Here is a 23,113-nt window from a genome sequence, read left to right as displayed (position 1 = left end):
TTTTTGCGAAAACGCTTGAGCAGGTGAGAAAAGCTCGATATACTTTCATTCTTCGTTGGCCCGGTAGCTCAGTTGGTAGAGCAGCGGATTGAAAATCCGCGTGTCGATGGTTCGATTCCGTCCCAGGCCACCAGCAGTTCCAACCCCAAGAATCGGAAGGTTCTTGGGGTTTTTCGTTTGTGGTGGGCGTCGCGCGTGCGGCAGCATTCGCTGGAGCATGATAAAATCCGTGCCCGCTCAATGACTTAGCGCATCGCTACATGCGCACGGCAGGCTGCCAGTGATGCGCCGCCGTGACGCGCGGCAACGATGCCGCGCGATGGGCGGTATAAGCGCACCGCCGCGTCCGCGGCCGACCGCGCTGCCTATACTGGTCGAGCCGGCGCAGGCCGGCACGCGTCGGGCCGCCCGGCGGCAGCCGGCCCCGGGGCGCAGCGCGACGCGAGCCTACACATTCACGGAGTATCACGGTGATTCGGACAGACGCTAAAGACGGCGCGCTCGTGTTGTTTTCCGGCGGGCAGGACTCGGCCACGTGTGTGGCATGGGCGCTCGAACGCTACCAGACGGTCGAGACGCTTGGCTTCGATTACGGCCAGCGCCATCGGGTCGAGCTCGAATGTCGCGAAGGCGTGCGCGAAGCACTGAAGCACAAGTTTCCCGCGTGGTCGGACCGGCTCGGCGACGATCACATGATCGACCTGTCGGTGCTCGGCGCGATCAGCGATACCGCGATGACGCGCACGATCGAGATCGAGACGGCGGCGAACGGCCTGCCGAACACGTTCGTGCCGGGCCGCAACCTGATGTTCATGACGATCGCCGCGGCGATCGCCTATCGCCGCGGGCTGCGCGTGCTGGTCGGCGGGATGTGCGAGACTGATTTTTCGGGCTACCCCGACTGCCGCGACGACACGATGAAGGCGCTGCAGGTCGCGCTGAACCTCGGGATGGACACGCGCATCGTGCTCGAGACGCCGCTGATGTGGCTCGACAAGGCGCAGACGTGGCAGCTTGCCGAACAGCTCGGCGGCGAAGCGCTCGTCGAGCTGATCCGCGTCGAGACGCACACGTGCTACGTGGGCGAGCGCGCGGAACTGCACGACTGGGGTTTCGGCTGCGGCGAGTGCCCGGCCTGCAAGCTGCGCAAGCGCGGCTACGAGGCCTACCTGAAGGGCGAGCGGGTGACCGAAGCGCCGCTGTGACGCGGCGCGCCGGCAGCGCTTGATGGATAACGGATTCTGATCGACAACGAGCGGCGCGAGCCGGACGAAGGACGATGACTTACGCGGTCAAGGAAATTTTCTACACGTTGCAGGGCGAGGGCGCGAACGCGGGCCGGCCGGCCGTGTTCTGCCGGTTCGCCGGCTGCAACCTGTGGTCGGGCCGCGAAGAGGATCGCGAGGAGGCCGTGTGCCGCTTCTGCGATACGGACTTCGTCGGCACCGACGGCGAGAACGGCGGCAAGTTCAAGGACGCCGAAGCGCTCGTCGCGACGATCGCCGGCCTGTGGCCGGACGGCGAAGCGCACCGCTTCGTCGTCTGCACGGGCGGTGAGCCGATGCTGCAGCTCGACCAGCCGCTCGTCGACGCGCTGCACGCGGCCGGCTTCGAGATCGCGATCGAGACCAACGGCTCGCTGCCGGTGCTCGAATCGATCGACTGGATCTGCGTGAGCCCGAAGGCCGACGCGCCGCTCGTCGTCACGAAGGGCAACGAACTGAAGGTCGTGATCCCGCAGGACAACCAGCGGCTGGCCGACTATGCGAAGCTCGACTTCGAGTATTTCCTCGTCCAGCCGATGGACGGCCCGTCGCGCGACCTCAATACGAAGCTCGCGATCGACTGGTGCAAGCGTCATCCGCAGTGGCGCCTGTCGATGCAGACCCACAAATATCTGAACATTCCCTGAGCCACGGCTTTTGACATCGTGCTGATTACCCGAAAACTCGAATTCGACGCGGGCCACCGCATTCCCGATCACCGCAGCCAGTGCAGGAACCTGCATGGCCATCGCTACGTGCTCGAAATCACGTTGCGCGGCGATCTCGTCGATACCGAGGGCGCGCCCGACCGCGGCATGGTGATGGATTTCGCCGACGTGAAGGCGCTCGCGATGGAGCACCTGGTCAGCAAGTGGGACCACGCGTTTCTGGTCTACGCGCGCGACGAGGTCGTGCGCTCGTTCCTCGAGCAGATGGCCGACCACAAGACCGTCGTGATCGACCGGATCCCGACCGTCGAGAACCTTGCTGCGATCGCGTTCGACCTGCTCGCGAACGTGTACGACGCGCACTACGGCGTGAACCTGCGCCTCGAGCGCGTGCGCTTGTACGAAACGCCGAACTGCTGGGCCGACGTCGAGCGCCAGCCCGGCCGCTGATCCTGCCTTCCCGGCAGCCCCGCCGTCCGGCGCGGGCTGCCCGCCACTGCGCGTCGCGGCCTCGTCCCGCGCCGGCGCTGCTCCCCGCCCATTCCCACATTCCGCGTAGCGCCGCGCTATGATCGTTGCGTGGCACCGGAAAACGCATCGGTGCGCGGTCGCACTTCCCGCGCTGTCAGATCGGCCGCCCACGGTCGACTAACGTTGAAGGGCGCGGTCTGGCGCCGCCGTCGTGCCGCGTTGCCCGGCGTGTGGCGCCCCTTCGCCTGTTGCTTGTCCCGTTCGATTGCCGTTCCGTCCAGGAGGCCGTATCGATGAGCACGCTCACCAATTCCCTCAAACAACGCCTGCGCGACGGCGACGAGCCGCTGTACGGCCTGTGGCTGTCGCTCGGCAGCGATTCGGCCGCGGAAGCGCTCGCGCACGCCGGCTACGACTGGCTTTGCATCGACATGGAACACGCGCCGAACGATAGCCGCGACGTCACTTCGCAGTTGCGCGCGATCGCTGCCGCGCACCTGCCGAGCGAACCCGTCGTGCGCGTGCCGGCGCGCGAGCCGTGGCTCGTGAAGCGCGCGCTCGACGCCGGCGCACGCACGCTGATGTTTCCGTGCATCGAGACGCCCGACGACGCCGCGCACGCGGTGCGGCTCACGCGCTTCCCGTCGCCGGAGTCGCCTGACGGGCTGCGCGGCGTCGCGGGCATGGTGCGCGCGGCGGCGTACGGCATGCGTCGCGATTACGTGCAGACGGCGAACGCGCAGGTTGCGGTGATCGTGCAGATCGAATCGGCGCGCGGCGTCGACGAAGTCGAGCGGATCGCGGCGACGCCCGGTGTCGATTGCCTGTTCATCGGCCCGGCCGATCTCGCGGCGAGCCTCGGGCATCTCGGCGACATCCGCCACCCGGACGTCGAAACCGCGATGGCGCGCGTGCTCGCGGCCGGCAGGCAGGCCGGCGTCGCGGTCGGCATTTTCGCGGGCGACGCGGCGGGCGCGCGGCAGTATCGCGAGGCCGGCTACCGGATGATCACGCTGTCGGCCGACGTGAGCTGGCTGCTGCGTGCGACGCGGCAAGCGCTGCAGGAGGTACGGTCATGAACGGCGGTGACGGCGCGTCTTGCAGGCGCGCGCAGGGTGCGGGCGGTGCAAGCGGGCGGTTCGGCGCGATGCTCGGCCTGTGGGCCGTGTGTGTCGCGGCGGCCGCGCAGGGTGCGCCGCAAGCAAAGCCCGATCCGTCGCGCGAGACGCAATCGGCGGTCGCCGACTACAACGCCGGCGACTATCGCGCGGCGCTGGTGCAGTTCCACGACGCGGCCGAGCGCGGAGATCGTCTCGCGCAGTTCAACTACGCGATGATGCTGCTGACGGGCGAAGGCGTGACGGCGAACGTCGACGAAGGGCTGCGCTGGCTGAAGCGCGCGGCCGACTCGAACATGTCGCATGCGCAGTACGTATACGGCCGGATGTTCGACGACGGCGAGTTCGTCGCGCGCAATCCGGCCGAAGCGCATCGCTGGTTCCTGCGTGCGGCGAAGCAGGGGCACGTGCAGGCCGAGCTGTCGCTCGCGAACCAGTTCCTCGACGGGCGCGGCACGCCGCGCGACAACCGGCAGGCGTTCGCGTGGTACAAGCAGGCCGCCGACGCGGGCGAGCCGACCGCGCAGTATGTGACCGCGTCGTTCTACGAGCGCGGCGGCGACGGCGTCGAGCAGAACCTGAATATCGCGCGCGCGTACTACGCGGCGGCGGCCGCGCAGGGCGACGAGACGGCCGGGCTGAAATTCAAGGAGCTGAGCGCGCGGCTGAAGTCGCAGGGGCCGGCCTTGGGCGTCGGTGCGGAGCCGGGGAGCCCGCGCGCGGCGCCGCAGTGAGCGGGCGCCGCGTTGCCGCGTTCGACACGCACGATAAAAAAAAGGCGCCGGAGCGCCGTTTTTCTTGGCCGCGGCCGTGCCGCACGGTCAACTCTTCATCAGCCGCCGCTGTCGCCCGACGCTCATGATCATCCCGATCGCGATGCCGAGCGTCGCGAGCGCGGTGCCGCCGTAGCTCATGAACGGCAGCGGCACGCCGACGACCGGCAGCACGCCGCTCACCATCCCGATGTTGACGAACGCATAGACGAAGAACGCGAGCGTGAGCGAGCCCGCGAGCAGGCGGCCGAACAGCGTCGCGCCCTGCGCGGCGATATAGAGCCCGCGCGCGATCAGCGCCATGTACAGCGTCAGCAGCACGAGCCCGCCGACGAGCCCCCATTCCTCCGAGAACACCGCGAAGATGAAGTCGGTGTGCTTCTCCGGAATGAATTCGAGGTGCGCCTGCGTACCTTTCAGGTAGCCCTTGCCGAGCACACCGCCCGAGCCGATCGCGATCACGGCCTGGATCGTGTGGAAGCCTTTGCCGAGCGGGTCGGAAGTCGGGTCGAGCAGCGTGCACACGCGGTGCTTCTGGTAGTCGTGCATCAGCGGCCACTGCACTTCGGGCTGGCAGATGCGGTCCTCGAACACGGCGATCGACCCGACCGCGATCACGCCCGCGACGAGCACCGGCACGATCAGCTTGAACGACAGGCCGGCGAGGTAGATCACGAAGAAGCCGGCCGCGAACACGAGCAGGCCAGTGCCGAGGTCGGGCTGTTTCGCGATCAGCCCGACCGGCACCATCAGGATCCCGAACGCGGCGAGGAAGTCGTACCAGCGCAGGCCGCCTTCGCGGCGCTGGTAGTACCACGCGAGCATCAGCGGCGTTGCGATCTTGAGGATCTCCGACGGCTGGATCACGACGCCGACGTTCAGCCAGCGCTTCGCGCCCTTCTTGGTCATCCCGAACAGCGCGACCGCGATCAGCAGCGCGACCCCGAACGTATAGAGCGGGACCGCGAAGCGCATCAGCGTGGTCGGCGGGATGTTGGCGATCACCCACATCAGCACGAACGTCAGCAGGATGTTGCGCAACTGGTCCTCGACGCGGCCCGGCATGTCGATCGCCGCACTGTACAGCGTGACGATGCCGACGCACAGCAGCAGGAACACGATGAGGGCGAGCGGGCGGTCGAAGCCCGCGAACATCTGCTTGATCTTGTCGAGCCAGGCGCGCTTGTCGAATTGCATGCCTTTCTCCGTTAATGAGCGGTGCCGGCGTCCGCCGCTTTCGCGGGGGCCGTCGCACGGTGGTTGTCGTCCCGCGGCGTGGCGACGAGCGGCTGCGCGTCGCTGGCGGGCCGGCGCGGCCGGTGCGGGCGCCGGATCGGCGGCAGGCTCGCGGCCCTGGGCGCCGCGGCGCTCGCGTCGGCCGGTTGCGCCGCGCTTGCTCCGGCCGCCCCCGACGCATCGGGCGCCGATGCGGCCGATGCCGCATCCGCCGCGCTGGCCGCGGTCGGCACGACGGGCTGCGGCAGCGCCTTGAAGCCGGTGGCGACGGCGGCGGGCTTGTTCGCATCGCCGATCACCGGTGCATTCACGGGTTCGGTCGCCGACGCCGCGGCAGCCACGGCCGCGGCTTCGTTCTGCGGGTTCTGGCGCTCGACGAGGAAGAAGTCGAGCACGCGGCGCGCGATCGGGCCGGCGGCCTGCGCACCCCAGCCGCCGTTCTCGACGACCAGCGCCAACGCGATCTGCGGATGGTCGACCGGCGCGTACGCGATGAACAGCGCGTGGTCGCGCAGATGCTCGGCGAGCAGGTGGCCCTTGTAGTTGGAGCCCTGCAGCGAGAACACCTGCGCGGTACCGGTCTTGCCGGCGGCGAGGTACGGCGCGCCGCGGAACACCTTGTACGCGGTGCCGGACGGGTTCTCGATCACGTTCTCCATCCCGCGCTTCACGACGTCGATGTCGGCCTGCTTGAGCGGGATCGTTTCACTTTCCTTCGGCACGGTCAGGCGGCGCCCGCGCGTGATCGGATCCTCGACTTCCTTCACGAGGTGCGGCTTCATCACGACGCCGTTGTTCGCGAGCGTCGCGGTTGCGTGCGCGAGCTGCAGGATCGTGAACGAGTTGTAGCCCTGGCCGATCCCGAGGCTGATCGTCTCGCCGTCGAACCACTTCTGCTGCGCGGCCTTCTTGAACGCCTTCTTCTTCCAGTCGGTCGACGGCAGGATCCCGCGCGCTTCGCCCTGGATGTCGATCCCGGTGATCTGGCCGAAGCCGAACGGCTTCATGAAGTTCGCGATCGCATTCACGCCGAGGTCGCGCGCGAGCATGTAGAAGTAGGTGTCGTTCGACACCATGATCGCCTTGTTCATGTCGACCCAGCCCTGGCCCGAGCGCACGTCGTTGCGGAACGTGTGGCCGCCGAACGTGAAGTAGCCGGGATCCTGGAAACCCCAGCCCGGCGAGCGCTTGCCGAGCGTCAGGCCGGCGAGCGCCATGAACGGCTTGTACGTCGAGCCGGGCGGATAGGTGCCGTGCAGCGGACGGTTCAGCAGCGGCTTGTCGGTCGAGTTGTTCAGCTCGTCCCAGGTCTGCTGGTCGATGCCGTCGACGAACGAATTCGGGTCGAAGCTCGGCGACGACACGAACGCGAGCACGTCGCCCGTCTTCGGCTCGATCGCGACGAGCGCGCCGCGCTTGCCGGCGAACGCCTGCTCGGCGACCTGCTGCAGCCCGATGTCGAGCGACAGCACGAGGTTGTTGCCGGGCGTCGCCTGCGTGCGCGACAGCGTGCGCACGGGCCGGCCGCCGGCCGTCACCTCGACTTCCTCGAAACCGGTCAGCCCGTGCAGCTCGGTCTCGTAGCTCTGCTCGACGCCGATCTTGCCGATGTAGTCGGTGCCCTTGTAGTTGTTCGCGTCGCGGCGCGGATCGTAGTTTTCCTGGTCGCTGTCGTTGTCGTCGCTGATCGCGTCGATACGATCCTGGTCGCGCTTCGAGATCCGGCCGATGTAGCCGATCACGTGTGCGGCCGTCGTGCCGAGCGGATATTGGCGGAACAGCCGCGCGCGCACGTCGACGCCGGGGAAGCGGAAGCGCTGCGCGGTGAAGCGCGCGACTTCCGCGTCGGTGAGCCGCGTGCGGATCGGCAGGCTCTCGAAGTTCTTCGAGTCTTCCTGCAGCTTCTTGAAGCGGCGGCGGTCGCGTGCGTCGATCGGGATGATCGCGGACAGCTTGTCGATCGTGTTGTCGAGCGTGTCGTCGAGCTTCGATGGCGTGATCTCGAGCGTGTACGCCGAATAGTTCTTCGCGAGGATCACGCCGTTGCGGTCGGTGATGATCCCGCGGTTCGGCACGATCGGCGCAACCGAGATGCGGTTTTCCTCAGCCTGCAGCGCGTATTTGCCGTGCTGCATCAGCTGCAGGTAGAAGAAGCGGCTCGCGAGCAGCCCGAAGCAGACGAACACGAACAGGCCCGCCGCCGCGACGCGCAGGCGGAACTTCGAGAGCTGCTGTTGGGTGTCGTTGAAATCGGTCATGCGGTTAGCGTCGATCTGACCCGCGCGCGGGCGGGCGAGGTGCCGCCCCGGAGCGCGGCGCGCGGCGGGTTTGGGGGCGGCGGGTATTCAAAGGTCGTCCGGCTCAGATGGGGCGCGTATCGTCCGGATCGACCGGGCGGCGTTGCGGCATCAGCAGCAGGTGGCTCGCGATCGGCCACAGCGCGGCCTCGACGAAGCCGTCGACCAGGTAGCGCCAGCCGGGGAACGCGGCGCCCATCGCGAGACGGATCACGAACGGCACGAGCTGCGCGACGACGAGCAGCGGCGTGACATACAGCACCTGCACGCCGATCGGCATCCACAGCACGCGGCGGTGGATCGTGATCGCACCGTACGACAGCAGCGTATAGGCGAGCGCGTGCTCGCCGAGCAGCCCCGCGTCATGCACGTCCATCAGGATGCCGAGCGCGAACGCGACGCCCATCCCGACCTTGCGCGGCTGGTGGATGTTCCAGAACAGCAGCACGAGCGCGACGAAGTCGGGCACGCCGGGCAGGCGGCCCCACGGCATCAGGTTCAGCAGGAACGCGGCCGCGAGGCTGAAGACGATGAAGTACGGATTGACCGGCTGCAGGATGTATTGCGGGCGGTTCATCGCTGGGCTCCCGGTTGCGCGGCCGCGGGCTTCGCGGCTGCGGCGGCGGGCGCGGCCGGCGCGGGCTTCGCGCCGGGCTGGGCCGCGGCGGCCGGTTTCGCGTTCGCGTCGGCCTTGTCGGCTTTCTCACCCTTCGCGGCGGCTTTCGCGCCTTTCTTGCCGCCCTTCGCGTTCTTGTCGGCGGCCGGTTCGAGCTCGGCCGGGCGCGGCGGGATGTCGTTCTGGTAATGCAGCACGAGCATCTGGCGCGCGCCGCGCACGGCCGCGACCGGCGCGCAGGTCACGCGCGCGAATGCGGTATCGGCGAGCTTGTCGACGTGCACGACCTTCGCGACCGGCAGGCCGGGAGGATAGACGCCGTCGAGGCCGCTCGTGACGAGCTCGTCGCCGGCGACGAGATCCGAGCTCGTCGGCACGAAGCGCAGGTCGAGCGAATCGCCCTTCGGCGTGCCGTAGATCACGCTGCGCAGGCCGGTGCGCAGCACCTGCACCGGAATCGCGAGATCGCGGTCGGTGACCAGCGTGACTTCGGACTGCAGCGGGAACACGCGCGTGACCTGGCCGATCACGCCGTCCTCGCTGACGACGGGCGAACCGTTCTGGATGCCTTGCTGCGAACCTTGCCCGACCACGATCTTCTGCGTGAACGGATCGCTCGTGTCGTACTGGATCTCGACCGGCGTCGATTGTGTCGCGATGTGCTGGCGCAGCTCGAGCACCGCGCGCAGGTGCATGTTTTCCTGCGCGAGCACGGCGGCCTGGTTGGCCTGTGTCGACAGTTGCAGGTTGCGCTTGCGGAGGTCGTCGTTCTCGTGGCGCAGCGATGAGCCGGTGACGGCGATGTCGGCCGCGCCCATGAACAGGTCGCGCGGCACGAGCGCCGCGCGCTGCAGCGGATAGAGCACGGTGCCGAGCACGCCGCGCAGGATTTCGAGCGTGCTGAAGCGCGCGTCCGACACGAGGAGCGCGATGGCGAGGGCAACGAAGAAGATGAGCCGCGCGAGCGCGGGCGGACCTTGCTTGAAAAGGGGCGGCGGACTGTATTCCATGGTCGGCGCCGGGCGCGTGTGATCGGTTAAATGATGCTCAGACGCGCAAACGGCGCGGCGGTTCGTTCTAAACGAGCGATCCGGCCACGCCGCAGGTGCGTCATATCAACGAAACTGCCTAGACGATCACTCGTACGAGAAGATGCTGCCCAGCTTGTCCATGCGCTCGAGCGCCATGCCCGAACCGCGCACGACGCAGGTGAGCGGATCTTCCGCGACGAGCACCGGCAGGCCGGTTTCTTCGGCGAGCAGGCGGTCGAGGTCGCGCAGCAGCGCGCCGCCGCCCGTCAGCATCATCCCGCGTTCGGCGATGTCGGCGCCGAGTTCCGGCGGCGTCTGTTCGAGCGCGATCTTCACCGACGACACGATCTGGTTCAGCGGATCGGTCAGCGCTTCGAGGATTTCGTTGCTGGAGATCGTGAAGCTGCGCGGAATGCCTTCCGACAGGTTGCGGCCCTTCACTTCCATTTCCTTGACTTCGGAGCCCGGGAACGCGGAGCCGATTTCCTTCTTGATCGCCTCGGCGGTCTGCTCGCCGATCAGCATCCCGTAGTTGCGGCGGATGTAGTTGACGATCGCCTCGTCGAACTTGTCGCCGCCGACGCGCACCGAGCCCTTGTACACGATGCCGCCGAGCGAGATCACGCCGACTTCCGTCGTGCCGCCGCCGATGTCGACGACCATCGAGCCGGTGGCTTCCGACACCGGCAGGCCCGCGCCGATCGCGGCCGCCATCGGCTCCTCGATCAGGTAGACCTGCGATGCGCCGGCGCCGTGCGCGGCTTCCTTGATCGCGCGGCGCTCGACCTGGGTCGAGCCGCACGGCACGCAGATGATGATGCGCGGCGACGGCGAGAACATGCGCGACTCGTGCGCCGTCTTGATGAACTGCTTGATCATCTGCTCGGTGACGGTGAAGTCGGCGATCACGCCGTCCTTCATCGGGCGGATCGCCTCGATGTTGCCCGGCACCTTGCCGAGCATCTGCTTGGCTTCCTTGCCGACCGCCTGGATCGTCTTCTTGCCGTTGGGGCCCCCTTCCTGGCGAATCGACACGACGGAAGGTTCATCGAGCACGATGCCCTTGCCGCGCATGTAGATCAGGGTGTTTGCGGTGCCGAGATCGATCGCGAGATCGTTGGAGAAGTAGCTGCGCAAAAAACCGAACATTCAGAATCCTGTTTCGCTCTGGGCCGGCCCTGTATAGCGAGCGCTGAGGGCGGCAGCGGAAAAAATAACAGCCTCGGGAAGCGTGGCGGAAGCGGCCGCCGCGGCGCACGAAGCTGCGAGTGATGTCTACCGGGGATCGCACGAAGCACGCACGGCTTGCCGAAGCGAGGCGAAACGGTGCGGGAAAAGGCTGCCGGGTTTGGGTCGAACGCGTAATGATACCTTATAATTTCACGGTATTTGAATCGAAACGGGCGGTATTTTTGCCGCTTCGGTCCCGATTTTTGAGGGTGGGATCGCACCCTCCAACCCCCCGCCGCGGCGCTGCTTTCGATGCGCTGCGCAGCCTTGTTTTTCCGGTGATCGCATGGCCCTGACCCTGACCGATGTGAAACGCATCGCGCACCTGGCGCGACTCGAAATGGCCGACGCAGACGCCGAGCACATGCTCGGCCAGCTCAATGAATTCTTCGGCCTCGTCGAGCAGATGCAGGCGGTCGACACCGCCGGCATCGCGCCGCTCGCCCACCCGATCGAACAGATCCAGGAAGTCGCGCAGCGCCTGCGCGACGACGCCGTGACGGAAGTCGTCAATCGCGACGACAACCAGCGTCCGGCGCCGGCCGTCCAGGACGGCCTCTATCTCGTGCCGAAGGTGATCGAGTAAGCATTCGACGACAAGCGCCGGCCAGCGCCGCGCGCCACCCAGAATTCCCAGGAAAACCACTCAATGCACGCAAAAAGCCTGACCGAACTGCGCGCCGCGCTCGCCGCCAAGGAATGCTCGGCCGTCGAGCTCGCGCAGCACTACCTGAAACGGATCGACGCCGCGCACGACCTGAACGCGTTCGTCCACGTCGACGCCGATCTGACCCTCGCGCAGGCGAAAGCCGCCGACGCGGAGCTCGCGCGCGGCGCGGGCGGCGCGCTGACCGGCCTGCCGATCGCGCACAAGGATGTCTTCGTCACGCGCGGCTGGCGCTCGACCGCCGGCTCGAAGATGCTCGCGAATTATGAAAGCCCGTTCGACGCGACCGTCGTCGCCCGCCTGCAGGCGGCCGGCATGGTCACGCTCGGCAAGACCAACATGGACGAGTTCGCGATGGGCTCGTCGAACGAGAACTCGGCGTTCGGCGCGGTGAAGAACCCGTGGGACACGAACGCGGTGCCGGGCGGCAGCTCGGGCGGCAGCTCGGCCGCCGTCGCCGCGCGCCTCGCGCCGGCCGCGACCGGCACCGACACCGGCGGCTCGATCCGCCAGCCCGCGTCGTTCGCGGGCGTGACGGGCATCAAGCCGACCTACGGCCGCGTGTCGCGCTACGGGATGATCGCGTTCGCGTCGTCGCTCGACCAGGGCGGCCCGATGGCGCAGAGCGCGTCCGACTGCGCGCTGCTGCTGAACGCGATGGCCGGTTTCGACGAGCGCGACTCGACGAGCCTCGAGCGCGACGATGAGGATTTCACGCGCCACCTCGGCCAGCCGTGGGCGGCCGGCAACGATGCGGGCAAGCCGCTCGCGGGCCTGCGCATCGGCTTGCCGAACGAGTATTTCGGCGACGGCCTCGCCGACGACGTGCGCGCGACGATCGACGCGGCGCTGAAGCAATATGAAGCGCTCGGCGCGACGCTCGTGCCCGTGTCGCTACCGAAGACGGAACTGTCGATCCCCGTGTACTACGTGATCGCACCGGCCGAGGCGTCGTCGAACCTGTCGCGTTTCGACGGCGTGCGCTTCGGCCACCGCGCCGCGCAGTACGGCGACCTGCTCGACATGTACAAGAAGTCGCGCGCGGAAGGTTTCGGCCCCGAGGTGAAGCGCCGGATTCTGGTCGGCGCGTACGTGCTGTCGCACGGCTACTACGACGCGTACTACCTGCAGGCGCAGAAGATCCGCCGCATCATCGCGCAGGATTTCCAGGAAGCGTTCAAGTCCTGCGACGTGATCATGGGCCCGGCATCGCCGACGGTCGCATGGGATCTCGGCGCGAAGGGCGACGATCCGGTGCAGATGTATCTCGCGGATATCTACACGCTGTCGGTGAGCCTCGCAGGTCTCCCCGGCATGAGCGTGCCGTGCGGCTTCGGCGCCGGCGCGAACGCGAAACGCCCGGTCGGTCTGCAGATCATCGGCAACTATTTCAACGAAGCCCGGATGCTGCAGGTCGCCGACGCGTTCCAGCGCGCGACCGACTGGCACAAGCAAGTTCCGGCGGGGGCGTAAGCAATGACTACACAATGGGAAGTCGTTATCGGTCTCGAGACGCACGCGCAACTGTCGACCGTCTCGAAGATTTTCTCGGGCGCGCCGACGCAGTTCGGCGCCGAGCCGAACACGCAGGCGTGCCCGGTCGACCTGGCGCTGCCGGGCGTGCTGCCGGTGCTGAACCGCGGCGCGGTCGAGCGCGCGATCCGCTTCGGCCTCGCGATCGGCTCGACCATCGCGCCGCGCAGCATCTTCGCGCGCAAGAATTATTTCTACCCCGATCTGCCGAAGGGCTATCAGATCAGCCAGTACGAGATTCCGGTCGTGCAGGGCGGCCAGATCACGATCCAGGTGCCCGCCAACGAAAAGGCCGGCAAGGAAGCGTACGAGAAGACGGTCAACCTGACCCGCGCGCACCTCGAGGAAGATGCGGGCAAGTCGCTGCATGAAGACTTCGCCGGGATGACGGGGATCGACCTGAACCGCGCGGGCACGCCGCTGCTCGAGATCGTCACCGAGCCGGAAATGCGCAGCGCGGCCGAGGCCGTGGCGTATGCGAAGGCGCTGCACGGCCTCGTCGTGTGGCTCGGCATCTGCGACGGCAACATGCAGGAAGGCTCGTTCCGCTGCGACGCGAACGTGTCGGTGCGGCCGGTCGGCCAGGAGAAGTTCGGCACGCGCGCGGAAATCAAGAACCTGAACTCGTTCCGGTTCCTCGAGGAAGCGATCAACTACGAAGTGCGTCGCCAGATCGAGCTGATCGAGGACGGCGGCGAAGTCGTGCAGGAAACGCGCCTCTACGATCCGGACAAGCGCGAGACGCGTTCGATGCGCAGCAAGGAAGACGCACACGATTACCGCTACTTCCCCGACCCCGACCTGATGCCGCTCGTGATCGGCCAGGACTGGATCGAGCGCGTGCAGTCCGGGATGCCCGAGCTGCCGGCCGCGATGCAGCAGCGCTTCGTCGAGCAGTACGGCGTGTCCGCGTACGACGCGGGCGTGCTGACGTCGAGCAAGGCGATGGCCGCGTATTTCGAGGCCGTCGTCGCGAAGGCCGGCGCGGCGAACGCGAAGATCGCCGCGAACTGGCTGATGGGCGACGTGTCGTCGCAACTGAACCGCGACGGCATCGAGATCGACGCGATTCCGGTGTCGGCGGCGCAGCTGGCACTCGTGCTGCAGCGCATCGCCGACGGCACGATCTCGAACAAGATCGCGAAGGAAATCTTCTCGACGATCTGGGACGAGAAGGCGGACGACGAAGGCGCAGCCGACCGCATCATCGACGCGAAGGGGCTGAAGCAGATCTCCGACACCGGCGCGCTGGAAGCGATCATCGACGAGGTGCTCGCGGCGAATGCGAAGTCGGTCGAGGAATTCCGCGCGGGCAAGGAAAAGGCGTTCAACGCGCTGATCGGCCAGGCGATGAAGGCGACGAAGGGCAAGGCCAATCCGCAGCAGGTCAACGAACTGCTGAAGAAGAAGCTCGGCTGAGCATGATCGCGCGCCTGAACCGCGCTTGACGACGGGCCGCCCCGAACTTGTTCCGGGCGGCCCGTCGCGTTTGGTGGGTGCGTTATCGTATGCACCACACCGTCCAACGGAGGAACGCATGGCGAAACAACCGTCGCTCGACGATTTCCGCGTGCCGTACAGCACGCGCGAGAAGGAAGCCGCCGCATTCAAGCTCGATGCGTTCGACCCGGCCGCGAAGCCGTTCTCGTCCGGTTCGAAGGATGCCGATCGAGAACGGCTGTCGGCCGTGTCGACCGAGCTCGACGTGCAGCAGGAGCGCCTGCACACGCAGCAGCAGAAGCGCGTGCTGCTCGTGCTGCAGGGCATGGATACCAGCGGCAAGGACGGCACCGTGCGCGCGGTGTTCCGCGAGGTCGATCCGCTCGGCCTGCGCGTCGTGTCGTTCAAGGCGCCGACGCCGATCGAGGCCGTGCACGATTTCCTGTGGCGCGTACACGCGCAGGTGCCGGCCGCGGGCGAGCTCGCGATCTTCAATCGCAGCCACTATGAAGACGTGCTGGTGCCGCGCGTGCTCGATACGATCGACAGCAAGGAATGCGAGCGCCGCTACCGGCAGATCCGCGATTTCGAGACGATGCTGGTCGAGAACGGCACGACGATCGTCAAGTGCTTCCTGCACATCTCGAAGGACGAGCAGCGCGCGCGGCTGCAGGCGCGCATCGACGATCCGACCAAGCACTGGAAGTTCGACATCTCCGATCTCGACGCGCGCAAGCACTGGGACGCGTACCAGTCCGCGTACCGCGACGCGCTCGCCGCGACGTCGGCCGAGCATGCGCCGTGGTACGTGATCCCGGCGGATTCGAAGACGCACCGCAACGTGATGATCGCCGAACTGCTGCTGCGCACGATGACCGACATGAAGCTGGAATTCCCGCCGCCGAAGCCCGAGCTCGAAGGCGTGAAGATCCGTTAAGCTGCCACCCTGTAAAACATCGAACTGAACGGAACCCGACATGATGCGAGTGATTACCGCCAACCTGAACGGCATCCGCTCCGCCGCGAAGAAGGGCTTCTTCGACTGGCTCGGCGAGCAGAATGCCGATTGCGTGTGCGTGCAGGAAATCAAGGTATCGGCCGACGACCTGCCGGCCGAATTCGTCGAGCCGCACGGCTTCAGGAGCTATTTCCACCACGCCGAGAAGAAGGGCTACAGCGGCGCGGGCGTGTACAGCCGCCACGAGCCCGATGACGTGATCATCGGCTTCGGCAGCAGCGAATTCGACTCCGAGGGGCGCTACGTCGAGGCGCGCTACGGCAAGCTGTCGGTCGTGTCGGTGTACGTGCCGTCCGGCTCGAGCGGCGAAGAGCGCCAGCAGGCGAAGTACCGCTTCATGGACGAATTCATGCCGCACCTCGCCCAGCTCAAGAAGAAGCGCGAAGTGATCCTGTGCGGCGACGTGAACATCGTCCACAAGGAAATCGACATCAAGAACTGGAAGAGCAACCAGAAGAACTCGGGCTGCCTGCCGGAAGAACGCGAGTGGCTCACGAAGCTGTTCGACGATGTCGGTTATGTCGACGTGTTCCGCACGCTCGACCAGCGCGCCGAGCAGTACACGTGGTGGAGCAACCGCGGCCAGGCGTATGCGAAGAACGTCGGGTGGCGGATCGACTACCAGATCGCGACGCCGGGCGTGGCCGGCACCGCGAAGAGCACGTCGATCTTCAAGGACATCAAGTTCAGCGATCATGCGCCGCTGACGATCGACTACGACTACAAGAAGTGAGCGCCGGCGCTACGCAGCGCGCGTAGCGGTCGAACCCTCCGGTCGCCGGATGCGAAACGGGCCGCATGTCGAACATGCGGCCCGTTTCGTTTTTGCTTCGGCGCGGCGATCGTGCATGCCGCCCGGCGGCGCTCAGTGCTTGATCGACGCCATGTCGATCACGAACCGATACTTCACGTCGCTCTTCAGCATCCGCTCGTAGGCCGTGTTGATCTGCTGCATCGGAATCGTTTCGATGTCCGACGTGATCCCGTGCTGCGCGCAGAAGTCGAGCATTTCCTGCGTTTCCGCGATCCCGCCGATCAGCGAGCCCGCAAGGCGGCGGCGCTTGAAGATCAGGTTGAACACCTGCGGCGACGGATGATCGTGTTCCGGCGCGCCGACGAGCGTCATCGTGCCGTCGCGCTTCAGCAGGTTCAGGAACGGGTTCAGGTCGTGCTGCGCGGCGACCGTGTTCAGGATGAAGTCGAAGCTGTTCAGGTGCGCGTTCATCTGCGCTTCGTCCTTCGAGATCACGACTTCGTGCGCGCCGACGCGCTTGCCGTCGTCGATCTTCGACGGCGACGTCGTGAACAGCACGACGTGCGCACCCATCGCACGCGCCAGCTTCACGCCCATGTGGCCGAGCCCGCCGAGGCCGACGATGCCGACCTTCTTGCCGGGGCCGACGTTCCACTGCCGCAGCGGCGAGTAGGTCGTGATTCCCGCGCACAGCAGCGGCGCGGCGCCGGCCGGGTCGAGCGTCTCCGGCACGCGCAGCACGAACGCCTCGTCGACGACGAGCTGCGTCGAATAGCCGCCGTACGTGACGTCGCCCGTCACGCGATCCTGGCCGTTGTAGGTGCCGACGAAGCCGTTCTCGCAATACTGCTCGAGGCCGTCGGCGCAGCTCGGGCAGGTGCGGCACGAATCGACGAGGCAGCCGACGCCGACCAGCTCGCCGACCTTGAAGCGCGATACCTGCGAGCCGGTCGCAGTCACGCGGCCGACGATTTCATGGCCCGGCACGACCGGATAGATCGTGTTGCGCCATTCGTTGCGGGCCTGATGCAGGTCCGAGTGGCAGACGCCGCAGTAGAGGACGTCGATCTGGACGTCGAGATCGCGCAGCGCGCGACGCTGGAATTCGAACGGGGTGAGCGGCGACTGCGAATCGGTCGCCGCGTAAGCGTAGGTGGTGCTCATGCAGGGGGCTCCTTGTCCGGGAAAAACATCCGGCGAAACAGACTGCCGTCGCACCATGTGGCGATGCGGCGAGGCAGGACGCCATCGTAAGGAGCGCGGCGCCGCGGCGAAATACACGAAGGTCTCGAAGATTTGCCTATTCCTCTCGAATTGCATGCAAACGCCCGTCAAAACGCATTCAAGGTGCTACATTGCAAGCCAGATTCTCTTGCCGGACAGGACCACGCCGATGAGCTTCCAGCCCCTTTTTGCCGATGCGGGCGACCGAGTGCAGCGCCGCATGATCGAGCTGCACACGCGCCTCGCACCGAACGAGGGCGACACGCTCGCGGCGCTCGACGGCGTGCGCTTCTTTCGCGTGAGCCGCCCCGTGCCGCGCATGCCCGTGCTGTACGAACCGAGCATCATCGTCGTATGTCAGGGGCGCAAGCTGGGTTATCTCGGCGACCGCTCGTTCGTCTACGACGCGCAGCAGTATCTCGTGCTGTCGGTGCCGCTGCCGTTCGAATGCGAGACCTTCGCGAGCATGGACGAGCCGTTTCTCGCGATCTCGATCCGCGTCGATCTCTCGGTGATCGCCGAGCTCGCGATCCTGCTCGACGAGACGCTCGGCGCGGCCGCCAGCGAGCCGCTCGGCGTCTATTCGACGCCGCTCGACGCGCCGCTGGCCGACGCGGTGGTGCGGCTGCTCGAAGCGCTCGCGTCGCCGCACGACACGCGCGTGCTGGGGCCGGCGATCATGCGCGAGATCGCGTATCGCGTGCTGACGGGCGCGCAGGGCGACGCGATCCGCGCGGCGCTCGTGCAGCAGCATCATTTCGGCCGCATTGCGAAGGCGCTGCGGCGCATTCACGTCGACCTGAAGGCCGACCTCGACGTCGAGACGCTCGCACGCGAGGCCGGGATGAGCCTGGCGGTGTTCCACGCGCAGTTCAAGCACGTGACGGCGACGTCGCCGATGCAGTACGTGAAGGCCGCGCGGCTGCATCAGGCGCGGCTGATGATGGTGCAGGACGGGGTCGGCGCCGGCACGGCCGCCGCGCGCGTCGGTTATGCGAGCGCGTCGCAGTTCAGCCGCGAGTTCAAGCGGCTGTTCGGCCGCAGCCCGGGTGACGAGGTGCGCTGGATGCGCGAGAGCGGCAGCCGTCCGGCGGGCGCGGCGTCGGCCAAGCCGGCCGCGGCCGACGTCGGCGCATGAAACGATCGGCTTCGCGCACCGCTCAGCGCCGCGCGGCCTTGCGCCGCTGAGCGCTGATGCCCGCGTAGTCGGGCAGCGTTTCGACGCGCTTGCCCGTAGCCTTCGCGTACAGCGGCATCAGGTCCGGCAGGCGGTTCAGCAGATCCTGGCGCCGGGCGGTGCTGTACGGGTGCGTGTAGATGTAGCCCGTCGCCTTGTTCGCGCGCGTCGCGACCGCGAGCTTGTCCCACAGCGTGATCGCCGCGCGCGGATCGAAGCCCGCGCGTGCGGCGATGTCGCCGCCGATCACGTCGGCTTCGGTCTCGTCGGTCGGGTCGTAATGGAGCGCCTGCAGGCGCTCGCCGAGGTTCAGTGCCTGCGGCAGCGGATCGCCGACGCCGAACAGCGGCGGCAGCGTGGCCGCGCGCAGCGACGTCTGCGAGGTCGCGCTGAAGTTGCTGCGCGCGTGTTCGCGCAGCGCGTGCGCGATGCCGTGCGCGAGCAGCACGCCGAACTCGTCGTCGTTCAGGCGGATGCGGTCGAACAGGCCGCCGTACACGAGCACCTTGCCGCCCGGCAGGCAGGTCAGGCGGATGTCGCGCGAGCGGATCGCGTTGACGTCCCACGTCCAGTTCTTCACGCGATCGTTCCACTTCACCGAATACGGCGCGAGCTTCGCGACGATCGCGCGCAGGCGCTTCACGCGCGGCTGGTTCGCGGGGATCAGGCGGTTGCTGTCGGCGGCCGCCTGCACGATCTGCGCGTATTCGTTCCCGGTGAGCTGCTCGAGCAGCGGCGACGGAAGCAGCGTGCGAAACGCGATCTCGTTGCCGTAGCGGACCTGCTGCGGCGTCGGCGTATAAGCCTTCGCCGACGCGGCGCCGCCGGTCGGCTGCGCGGCTTCGGCGGCAGACGGCGGGACGGGCGCGGCGGAAGTTGCCGGCGTGGATGGCGTTGCCTGCGCGGCGGCCGGCGCGGAGCCTGCCGCGGCCGCGCCGGTGTCGGCCGCGTGCGCGAACCCCGCGGCGAGTGCCGCGGCACCGACGCTCAACGAAGCCGCAACGCGCGCGAGGCGAGGCAGTCGGTCACTGCGCACGGCTGGCCTCGCCGTTGCGGGCGGCGCCGTTCCACGGCGCGATCCTGAACAGCAGCAGCATGCCGGGAATCGCGAGTGCCGTGCACACGATGAAATAGTCGAACCAGCCGATCTTCGCGACGATGAAGCCGCTCGCGGCCGATGCGAGCGTGCGCGGCACCGATGCGAGGCTCGTGAACAGCGCGAACTGCGTGGCCGTGTAGCGCGGGTCGGTCGTGCTGGCGATATACGCGACGAATGCGGCCATCGTCAGGCCGGTCGTGAAGGTTTCGACGCCGTAGACGAGCGCGAGCGCGACCGTCATCGGGCTGAATTGCGGCGCGACGGCAATGCCGAAGATCGACAGCCCCGATGCGATGGCGTGGCTCGTCGCAACGGTGAAGTCGTAGAGCATCGCGAGCACGGGCGAACCGGGGCCGAGCTGCGCGAGCCACGCGAAGCCGAGCGTCGACACCATCTGCAGCGCGCCGAAGATCCACAGCCCGCGGCCGATGCCGATCTTCACGAGCCAGACGCCGCCGATGATGCCGCCGGCGACGCTCGCGACGAGCGCGGTGGTTTTCGCGACGATGCCGATCTCGGTGCGCGTGAAGCCGATGTCGAGGAAGAACGACGTCGACAGCGTGGTGGCCATCGTGTCGCCGATCTTGAACAGGAAGATGAACGCGATGACGAGCAGCGCGCCGGTCCAGCCGTCGCGCTGGATGAATTCGCGGAACGGCAGCACGATCGCGTCGCGCAGGTTGCGCGGCGGTGCGCCGACCACTTCGGGCTCGCGCACGACGAGCGTCATCAGGATGCCCGGCAGCATGAACGCGCCAGTGATCGCGAACACGACGTCCCACGGCATGTGGTCGGACAGGATCAGCGCCAGCGAGCCGGGGATCAGCGCGGCGAGCTTGTACGCGTTCACGTGCACCGCGTTGCCGAGGCCCTGCTCGGTGTCGCGCAGCAGCTCGCGGCGGTACGCGTCGATCACGATGTCGGAGCTCGCGCCGAAGAACGCGACGAGCGTCGTGAGCGCGGCAACCGTCCAGATCGAGTCGCGCGGCGATACGAAGCCGAGCGCGGCGATCGCGCCCGCGACCAGCACCTGCGTGAGCAGCATCCAGCCGCGCCGGCGGCCCGGCCGCCAGCCGGGCAGGCGCGGGAGATAGCGGTCCATCAGCGGCGCCCACAGGAACTTCCACGTATACGGGAACTGGATCAGCGCGAACAGGCCGATTTCCTTCAGGTTCACGCCCTCGGAGCGCAGCCATGCCTGCACGAGGTAGACGAGCGTGAACAGGGGCAGGCCCGACGTGAAGCCCAGGAACACGCAGATCAGCATGTGCGTGTTCAGATAGGCTCGCCAGCCGGGGTGATCCTCGTGAGCGGTGAGTGCGGGCGCCTCGTGTGGCGTTTTCGACATGGACTGGAACTGGGTAGCGTTGACTGATTGCGGCGGCAGCGCGCGGCGGGGGAGCAGCGCGGGCCGGGCCCGGCGTCCGTCAACGGCCCCCCGGCTCAGCTGCGCTTGACGCGGTAGACAGCAAGACTACCACGCCAGTTCGCTCCCCATCGAATCGGCTGGCCTTCGTGCAGCACGACGCGGTCGAGGATCGTGACGCCGACTTCGGGCGCGAGCGCCTCGAAATCCTCGATGGTCAGCACGCGCACGTTCGGCGTGTTGTGCCACTGGTACGGCAGCGATTTCGACACGGGCATCCGGCCGTGCAGCACCGACAGCCGGTGCGGCCAGTAGCCGAAGTTCGGGAACGACACGATGCATTCGCGGCCGACGCGCGCCGTTTCGCGCAGGATCGCGGCCGTCTGGTGGATCGTCTGCAAGGTTTGCGACAGGATCGCGATGTCGAAGCTATGATCCTCGAACAGGCGCAGGCCGTCCTCGAGGTTCTGCTGGATCACGTTGATGCCGTTCTTCGCGCTCGCGAGCACGCCCGCGTCGTTCAGCTCGATGCCGTAGCCGGTGACGTCCAGCTCCTCCATCAGCAGCGCGAGCAGCGAGCCGTCGCCGCAGCCGAGGTCGAGCACGGTCGAGCGCGGCTCGACCCAGCGTGCGATCGTGCGGAAGTCCGCGCGCGCGGACAGGGAATTCAGCGCTTGCTGGTTCATGCGCCCACCTCGTTGGCGATTCGTTCGTAATACGCGCGAATCAGGTTGTGATAGCGCGCGTCGTCGAGCAGGAATGCGTCGTGGCCGTGCGGCGCATCGATTTCCGCATAGCTGACCGTGCGCTTGTTGTCGAGCAGCGCCTTCACGATCTCGCGCGAACGCGCGGGCGCGAAACGCCAGTCGGTCGAGAAGCTCGCGATCAGGTATTTCGCCTGCGTGCGCGCGAGCGCGGCCGTCAGGTTGCCGTCGAACGCCTTCGCCGGATCGAAATAGTCGAGCGCGCGCGTGATCAGCAGGTACGTGTTCGCGTCGAAGTAGTCGGCGAACTTGTCGCCCTGGTAGCGCAGGTAAGACTCGACCTCGAACTCGACGTCGAAGCTGAAGTTGTACGCGTCGAGCGCGCCGTCGGCACGGCGCAGCGCGCGGCCGAATTTCTCGGCCATGTCGTCGTCGGACAGGTACGTGATGTGGCCGATCATCCGCGCGACGCGCAGGCCGCGCTTCGGCTTCACGCCGTGCGCGTAGTAGTCGCCGCCGTGGAAGTCGGGGTCGGACAGGATCGCCGAGCGCGCGACCTCGTTGAACGCGATGTTCTGCGCGGACAGCTTCGGCGTCGACGCGATGTCGATGCAGTGCGCGACGCGCTCCGGATACATCAGGCTCCACGCGAGCGCCTGCATGCCGCCGAGGCTGCCGCCCATCACCGCGGCGAAGCGCTCGATGCCGAACGCGTCGGCGACGCGCGCCTGCGCGTGCACCCAGTCCTCGACGGTGACGACGGGGAAGCGCGCGCCGTACGGCTTGCCGGACGACGGATCGATGCTCATCGGGCCGGTCGAGCCGAAGCACGAGCCGAGGTTGTTCACGCCGATCACGAAGAAGCGGTTGGTGTCGAGCGGCTTGCCGGGCCCGACCATGTTGTCCCACCAGCCGGTGCTGCGCGGATCGTCCGCGTAGACGCCGGCGACGTGATGCGACGCGTTGAGCGCGTGGCAGACGAGCACCGCGTTCGAGCGCGCGGCGTTGAGTTCGCCGTACGTCTCGACGACGAGCTGATAGTTGCCGAGCGCGCTGCCGCTTTGCAAGCGCAGCGGTTCGGCGAAGTGCATGGTCTGTGGAGCGACGATGCCGATCGATTCCATTCGTTCCGCCTTATGCCTTGTGACTGGGCGGCTAAATGGTGTCGGCGAGGCGCGGAGTCGGAGATGCGCGGCTGACGACCTCTTTAGCCGCATTTGTAGTGAACCGCCGGGGCAAGACGAATCAAGGCCCGGCCGGTTCGCGCGCCCGCAATCGAGTCAGCAAATCGGCGCGCTTCCGACCTGCCGCCAAGGGGCGGCAGGTCGGAAGAGTATAGCGGAATTCCGCAGGGCACGGATTTCATGGCGCAGCCGTCGGTTTGCAGGCGCGAATCGTGGAGTGTCGCGTGTCGAGGGCGAGGCGC

21 protein-coding genes and 1 tRNA gene are annotated in these 23,113 nt (G+C 67.2%); 12 read left to right on the top strand and 10 right to left on the bottom strand.

Going from position 1 to position 23,113, the window contains the following annotated elements:
• Positions 1 to 57 precede the first annotated feature (57 nt).
• The 6 genes from GD429_RS25010 to GD429_RS24985 all read left to right on the top strand — a co-directional run bounded on the left by GD429_RS25010 (position 58) and on the right by GD429_RS24985 (position 4,256).
• Positions 58 to 133 (top strand) — tRNA-Phe (locus tag GD429_RS25010).
• A gap of 337 nt (positions 134 to 470) precedes the next feature.
• The gene (gene queC / locus GD429_RS25005) at positions 471 to 1,205 is read left to right on the top strand and encodes a 7-cyano-7-deazaguanine synthase QueC (RefSeq protein ID WP_174420269.1); all 735 of its coding nucleotides are present in this window, start codon (positions 471 to 473) and stop codon (positions 1,203 to 1,205) included.
• Positions 1,206 to 1,279: 74 nt separating this feature from the next.
• Positions 1,280 to 1,912: a 7-carboxy-7-deazaguanine synthase gene (gene queE, locus GD429_RS25000; RefSeq protein ID WP_072437609.1), complete on the top strand. Its 633-nt coding sequence runs from the start codon at positions 1,280 to 1,282 to the stop codon at positions 1,910 to 1,912.
• A gap of 18 nt (positions 1,913 to 1,930) precedes the next feature.
• Positions 1,931 to 2,383 carry a 6-carboxytetrahydropterin synthase QueD gene (gene queD / locus GD429_RS24995; RefSeq protein WP_006482561.1) on the top strand — a complete coding sequence of 151 codons (453 nt, stop codon included), beginning with the start codon at positions 1,931 to 1,933 and terminating at the stop codon, positions 2,381 to 2,383.
• A 314-nt stretch (positions 2,384 to 2,697) separates the two neighbouring features.
• Positions 2,698 to 3,483, top strand: a complete 786-nt coding sequence (locus GD429_RS24990; RefSeq protein ID WP_152860843.1) for an HpcH/HpaI aldolase family protein — start codon at positions 2,698 to 2,700, stop codon at positions 3,481 to 3,483.
• Positions 3,480 to 4,256 (top strand): tetratricopeptide repeat protein, encoded by a 777-nt coding sequence (locus GD429_RS24985; protein ID WP_152860842.1) that lies wholly within the window; start codon positions 3,480 to 3,482, stop codon positions 4,254 to 4,256. The genes GD429_RS24990 and GD429_RS24985 overlap by 4 nt, the downstream gene beginning before the upstream one ends.
• 87 nt (positions 4,257 to 4,343) lie before the next feature.
• Here the strand turns inward: GD429_RS24985 and rodA are convergent, their stop codons facing one another.
• The 5 genes from rodA to GD429_RS24960 all read right to left on the bottom strand — a co-directional run bounded on the left by rodA (position 4,344) and on the right by GD429_RS24960 (position 10,624).
• Positions 4,344 to 5,492: a rod shape-determining protein RodA gene (gene rodA / locus GD429_RS24980; RefSeq protein ID WP_152860840.1), complete on the bottom strand. Its 1,149-nt coding sequence runs from the start codon at positions 5,490 to 5,492 to the stop codon at positions 4,344 to 4,346.
• Between the two features lie 11 nt (positions 5,493 to 5,503).
• Complete coding sequence (mrdA, locus tag GD429_RS24975; RefSeq protein ID WP_152860839.1) at positions 5,504 to 7,789, bottom strand: penicillin-binding protein 2; 2,286 nt, start codon at positions 7,787 to 7,789, stop codon at positions 5,504 to 5,506.
• Positions 7,790 to 7,892: 103 nt separating this feature from the next.
• On the bottom strand, positions 7,893 to 8,405 hold the full coding sequence (gene mreD / locus GD429_RS24970) for a rod shape-determining protein MreD (protein ID WP_152860837.1): 513 nt from the start codon (positions 8,403 to 8,405) through the stop codon (positions 7,893 to 7,895).
• Positions 8,402 to 9,454: a rod shape-determining protein MreC gene (gene mreC, locus GD429_RS24965; protein ID WP_152860835.1), complete on the bottom strand. Its 1,053-nt coding sequence runs from the start codon at positions 9,452 to 9,454 to the stop codon at positions 8,402 to 8,404. Before mreC ends, mreD begins: the two co-directional genes overlap by 4 nt.
• 126 nt (positions 9,455 to 9,580) lie before the next feature.
• Positions 9,581 to 10,624, bottom strand: a complete 1,044-nt coding sequence (locus GD429_RS24960; protein WP_004189550.1) for a rod shape-determining protein — start codon at positions 10,622 to 10,624, stop codon at positions 9,581 to 9,583.
• Between the two features lie 367 nt (positions 10,625 to 10,991).
• Between GD429_RS24960 and gatC the strand changes: the two genes are divergently transcribed.
• From gatC to GD429_RS24935, 5 genes are all read left to right on the top strand, one after another.
• Positions 10,992 to 11,291: an Asp-tRNA(Asn)/Glu-tRNA(Gln) amidotransferase subunit GatC gene (gene gatC / locus GD429_RS24955; RefSeq protein ID WP_006477478.1), complete on the top strand. Its 300-nt coding sequence runs from the start codon at positions 10,992 to 10,994 to the stop codon at positions 11,289 to 11,291.
• Positions 11,292 to 11,354: 63 nt separating this feature from the next.
• Positions 11,355 to 12,845 carry an Asp-tRNA(Asn)/Glu-tRNA(Gln) amidotransferase subunit GatA gene (gene gatA, locus GD429_RS24950; RefSeq protein ID WP_152860832.1) on the top strand — a complete coding sequence of 497 codons (1,491 nt, stop codon included), beginning with the start codon at positions 11,355 to 11,357 and terminating at the stop codon, positions 12,843 to 12,845.
• Positions 12,846 to 12,848: 3 nt separating this feature from the next.
• Positions 12,849 to 14,324, top strand: a complete 1,476-nt coding sequence (gatB, locus tag GD429_RS24945) for an Asp-tRNA(Asn)/Glu-tRNA(Gln) amidotransferase subunit GatB (RefSeq protein WP_152860830.1) — start codon at positions 12,849 to 12,851, stop codon at positions 14,322 to 14,324.
• 118 nt (positions 14,325 to 14,442) lie between these two features.
• Entirely contained in the window at positions 14,443 to 15,282 is an 840-nt protein-coding gene (locus tag GD429_RS24940; RefSeq protein ID WP_152860828.1) for a polyphosphate kinase 2 family protein, read from the top strand.
• A 40-nt stretch (positions 15,283 to 15,322) separates the two neighbouring features.
• Positions 15,323 to 16,096: an exodeoxyribonuclease III gene (locus tag GD429_RS24935; RefSeq protein ID WP_152860826.1), complete on the top strand. Its 774-nt coding sequence runs from the start codon at positions 15,323 to 15,325 to the stop codon at positions 16,094 to 16,096.
• 132 nt (positions 16,097 to 16,228) lie between these two features.
• Here GD429_RS24935 and GD429_RS24930 read toward each other — a convergent pair whose 3' ends face one another.
• The gene (locus GD429_RS24930; RefSeq protein WP_152860824.1) at positions 16,229 to 17,281 is read right to left on the bottom strand and encodes an NAD(P)-dependent alcohol dehydrogenase; all 1,053 of its coding nucleotides are present in this window, start codon (positions 17,279 to 17,281) and stop codon (positions 16,229 to 16,231) included.
• A 229-nt stretch (positions 17,282 to 17,510) separates the two neighbouring features.
• On the opposite strand from GD429_RS24930, the gene GD429_RS24925 reads away from it, so the two are divergent.
• On the top strand, positions 17,511 to 18,479 hold the full coding sequence (locus GD429_RS24925) for an AraC family transcriptional regulator (RefSeq protein ID WP_152860822.1): 969 nt from the start codon (positions 17,511 to 17,513) through the stop codon (positions 18,477 to 18,479).
• 22 nt (positions 18,480 to 18,501) lie between these two features.
• Here GD429_RS24925 and GD429_RS24920 read toward each other — a convergent pair whose 3' ends face one another.
• From GD429_RS24920 to metX, 4 genes are all read right to left on the bottom strand, one after another.
• Complete coding sequence (locus tag GD429_RS24920) at positions 18,502 to 19,554, bottom strand: M48 family metallopeptidase (RefSeq protein ID WP_321574854.1); 1,053 nt, start codon at positions 19,552 to 19,554, stop codon at positions 18,502 to 18,504.
• Positions 19,544 to 20,965 (bottom strand): AmpG family muropeptide MFS transporter, encoded by a 1,422-nt coding sequence (locus GD429_RS24915; RefSeq protein WP_152860820.1) that lies wholly within the window; start codon positions 20,963 to 20,965, stop codon positions 19,544 to 19,546. The genes GD429_RS24920 and GD429_RS24915 overlap by 11 nt, the downstream gene beginning before the upstream one ends.
• Positions 20,966 to 21,060: 95 nt before the next feature.
• A complete protein-coding gene (gene metW / locus GD429_RS24910) occupies positions 21,061 to 21,669 on the bottom strand; it encodes a methionine biosynthesis protein MetW (protein WP_152860818.1) in 609 nt (202 codons plus the stop codon).
• Positions 21,666 to 22,811: a homoserine O-succinyltransferase MetX gene (gene metX, locus GD429_RS24905; RefSeq protein ID WP_152860816.1), complete on the bottom strand. Its 1,146-nt coding sequence runs from the start codon at positions 22,809 to 22,811 to the stop codon at positions 21,666 to 21,668. The genes metW and metX overlap by 4 nt, the downstream gene beginning before the upstream one ends.
• Positions 22,812 to 23,113 lie beyond the last annotated feature (302 nt).

This window comes from Burkholderia sp. BE17 (genome assembly GCF_009362305.1).
GTDB classification, from domain to species: Bacteria; Pseudomonadota; Gammaproteobacteria; order Burkholderiales; family Burkholderiaceae; genus Burkholderia; species Burkholderia pyrrocinia_C.
The sequence above is the reverse complement of the archived record's forward strand: the minus strand, read 5'-3'. Positions and strand labels throughout refer to the sequence as shown.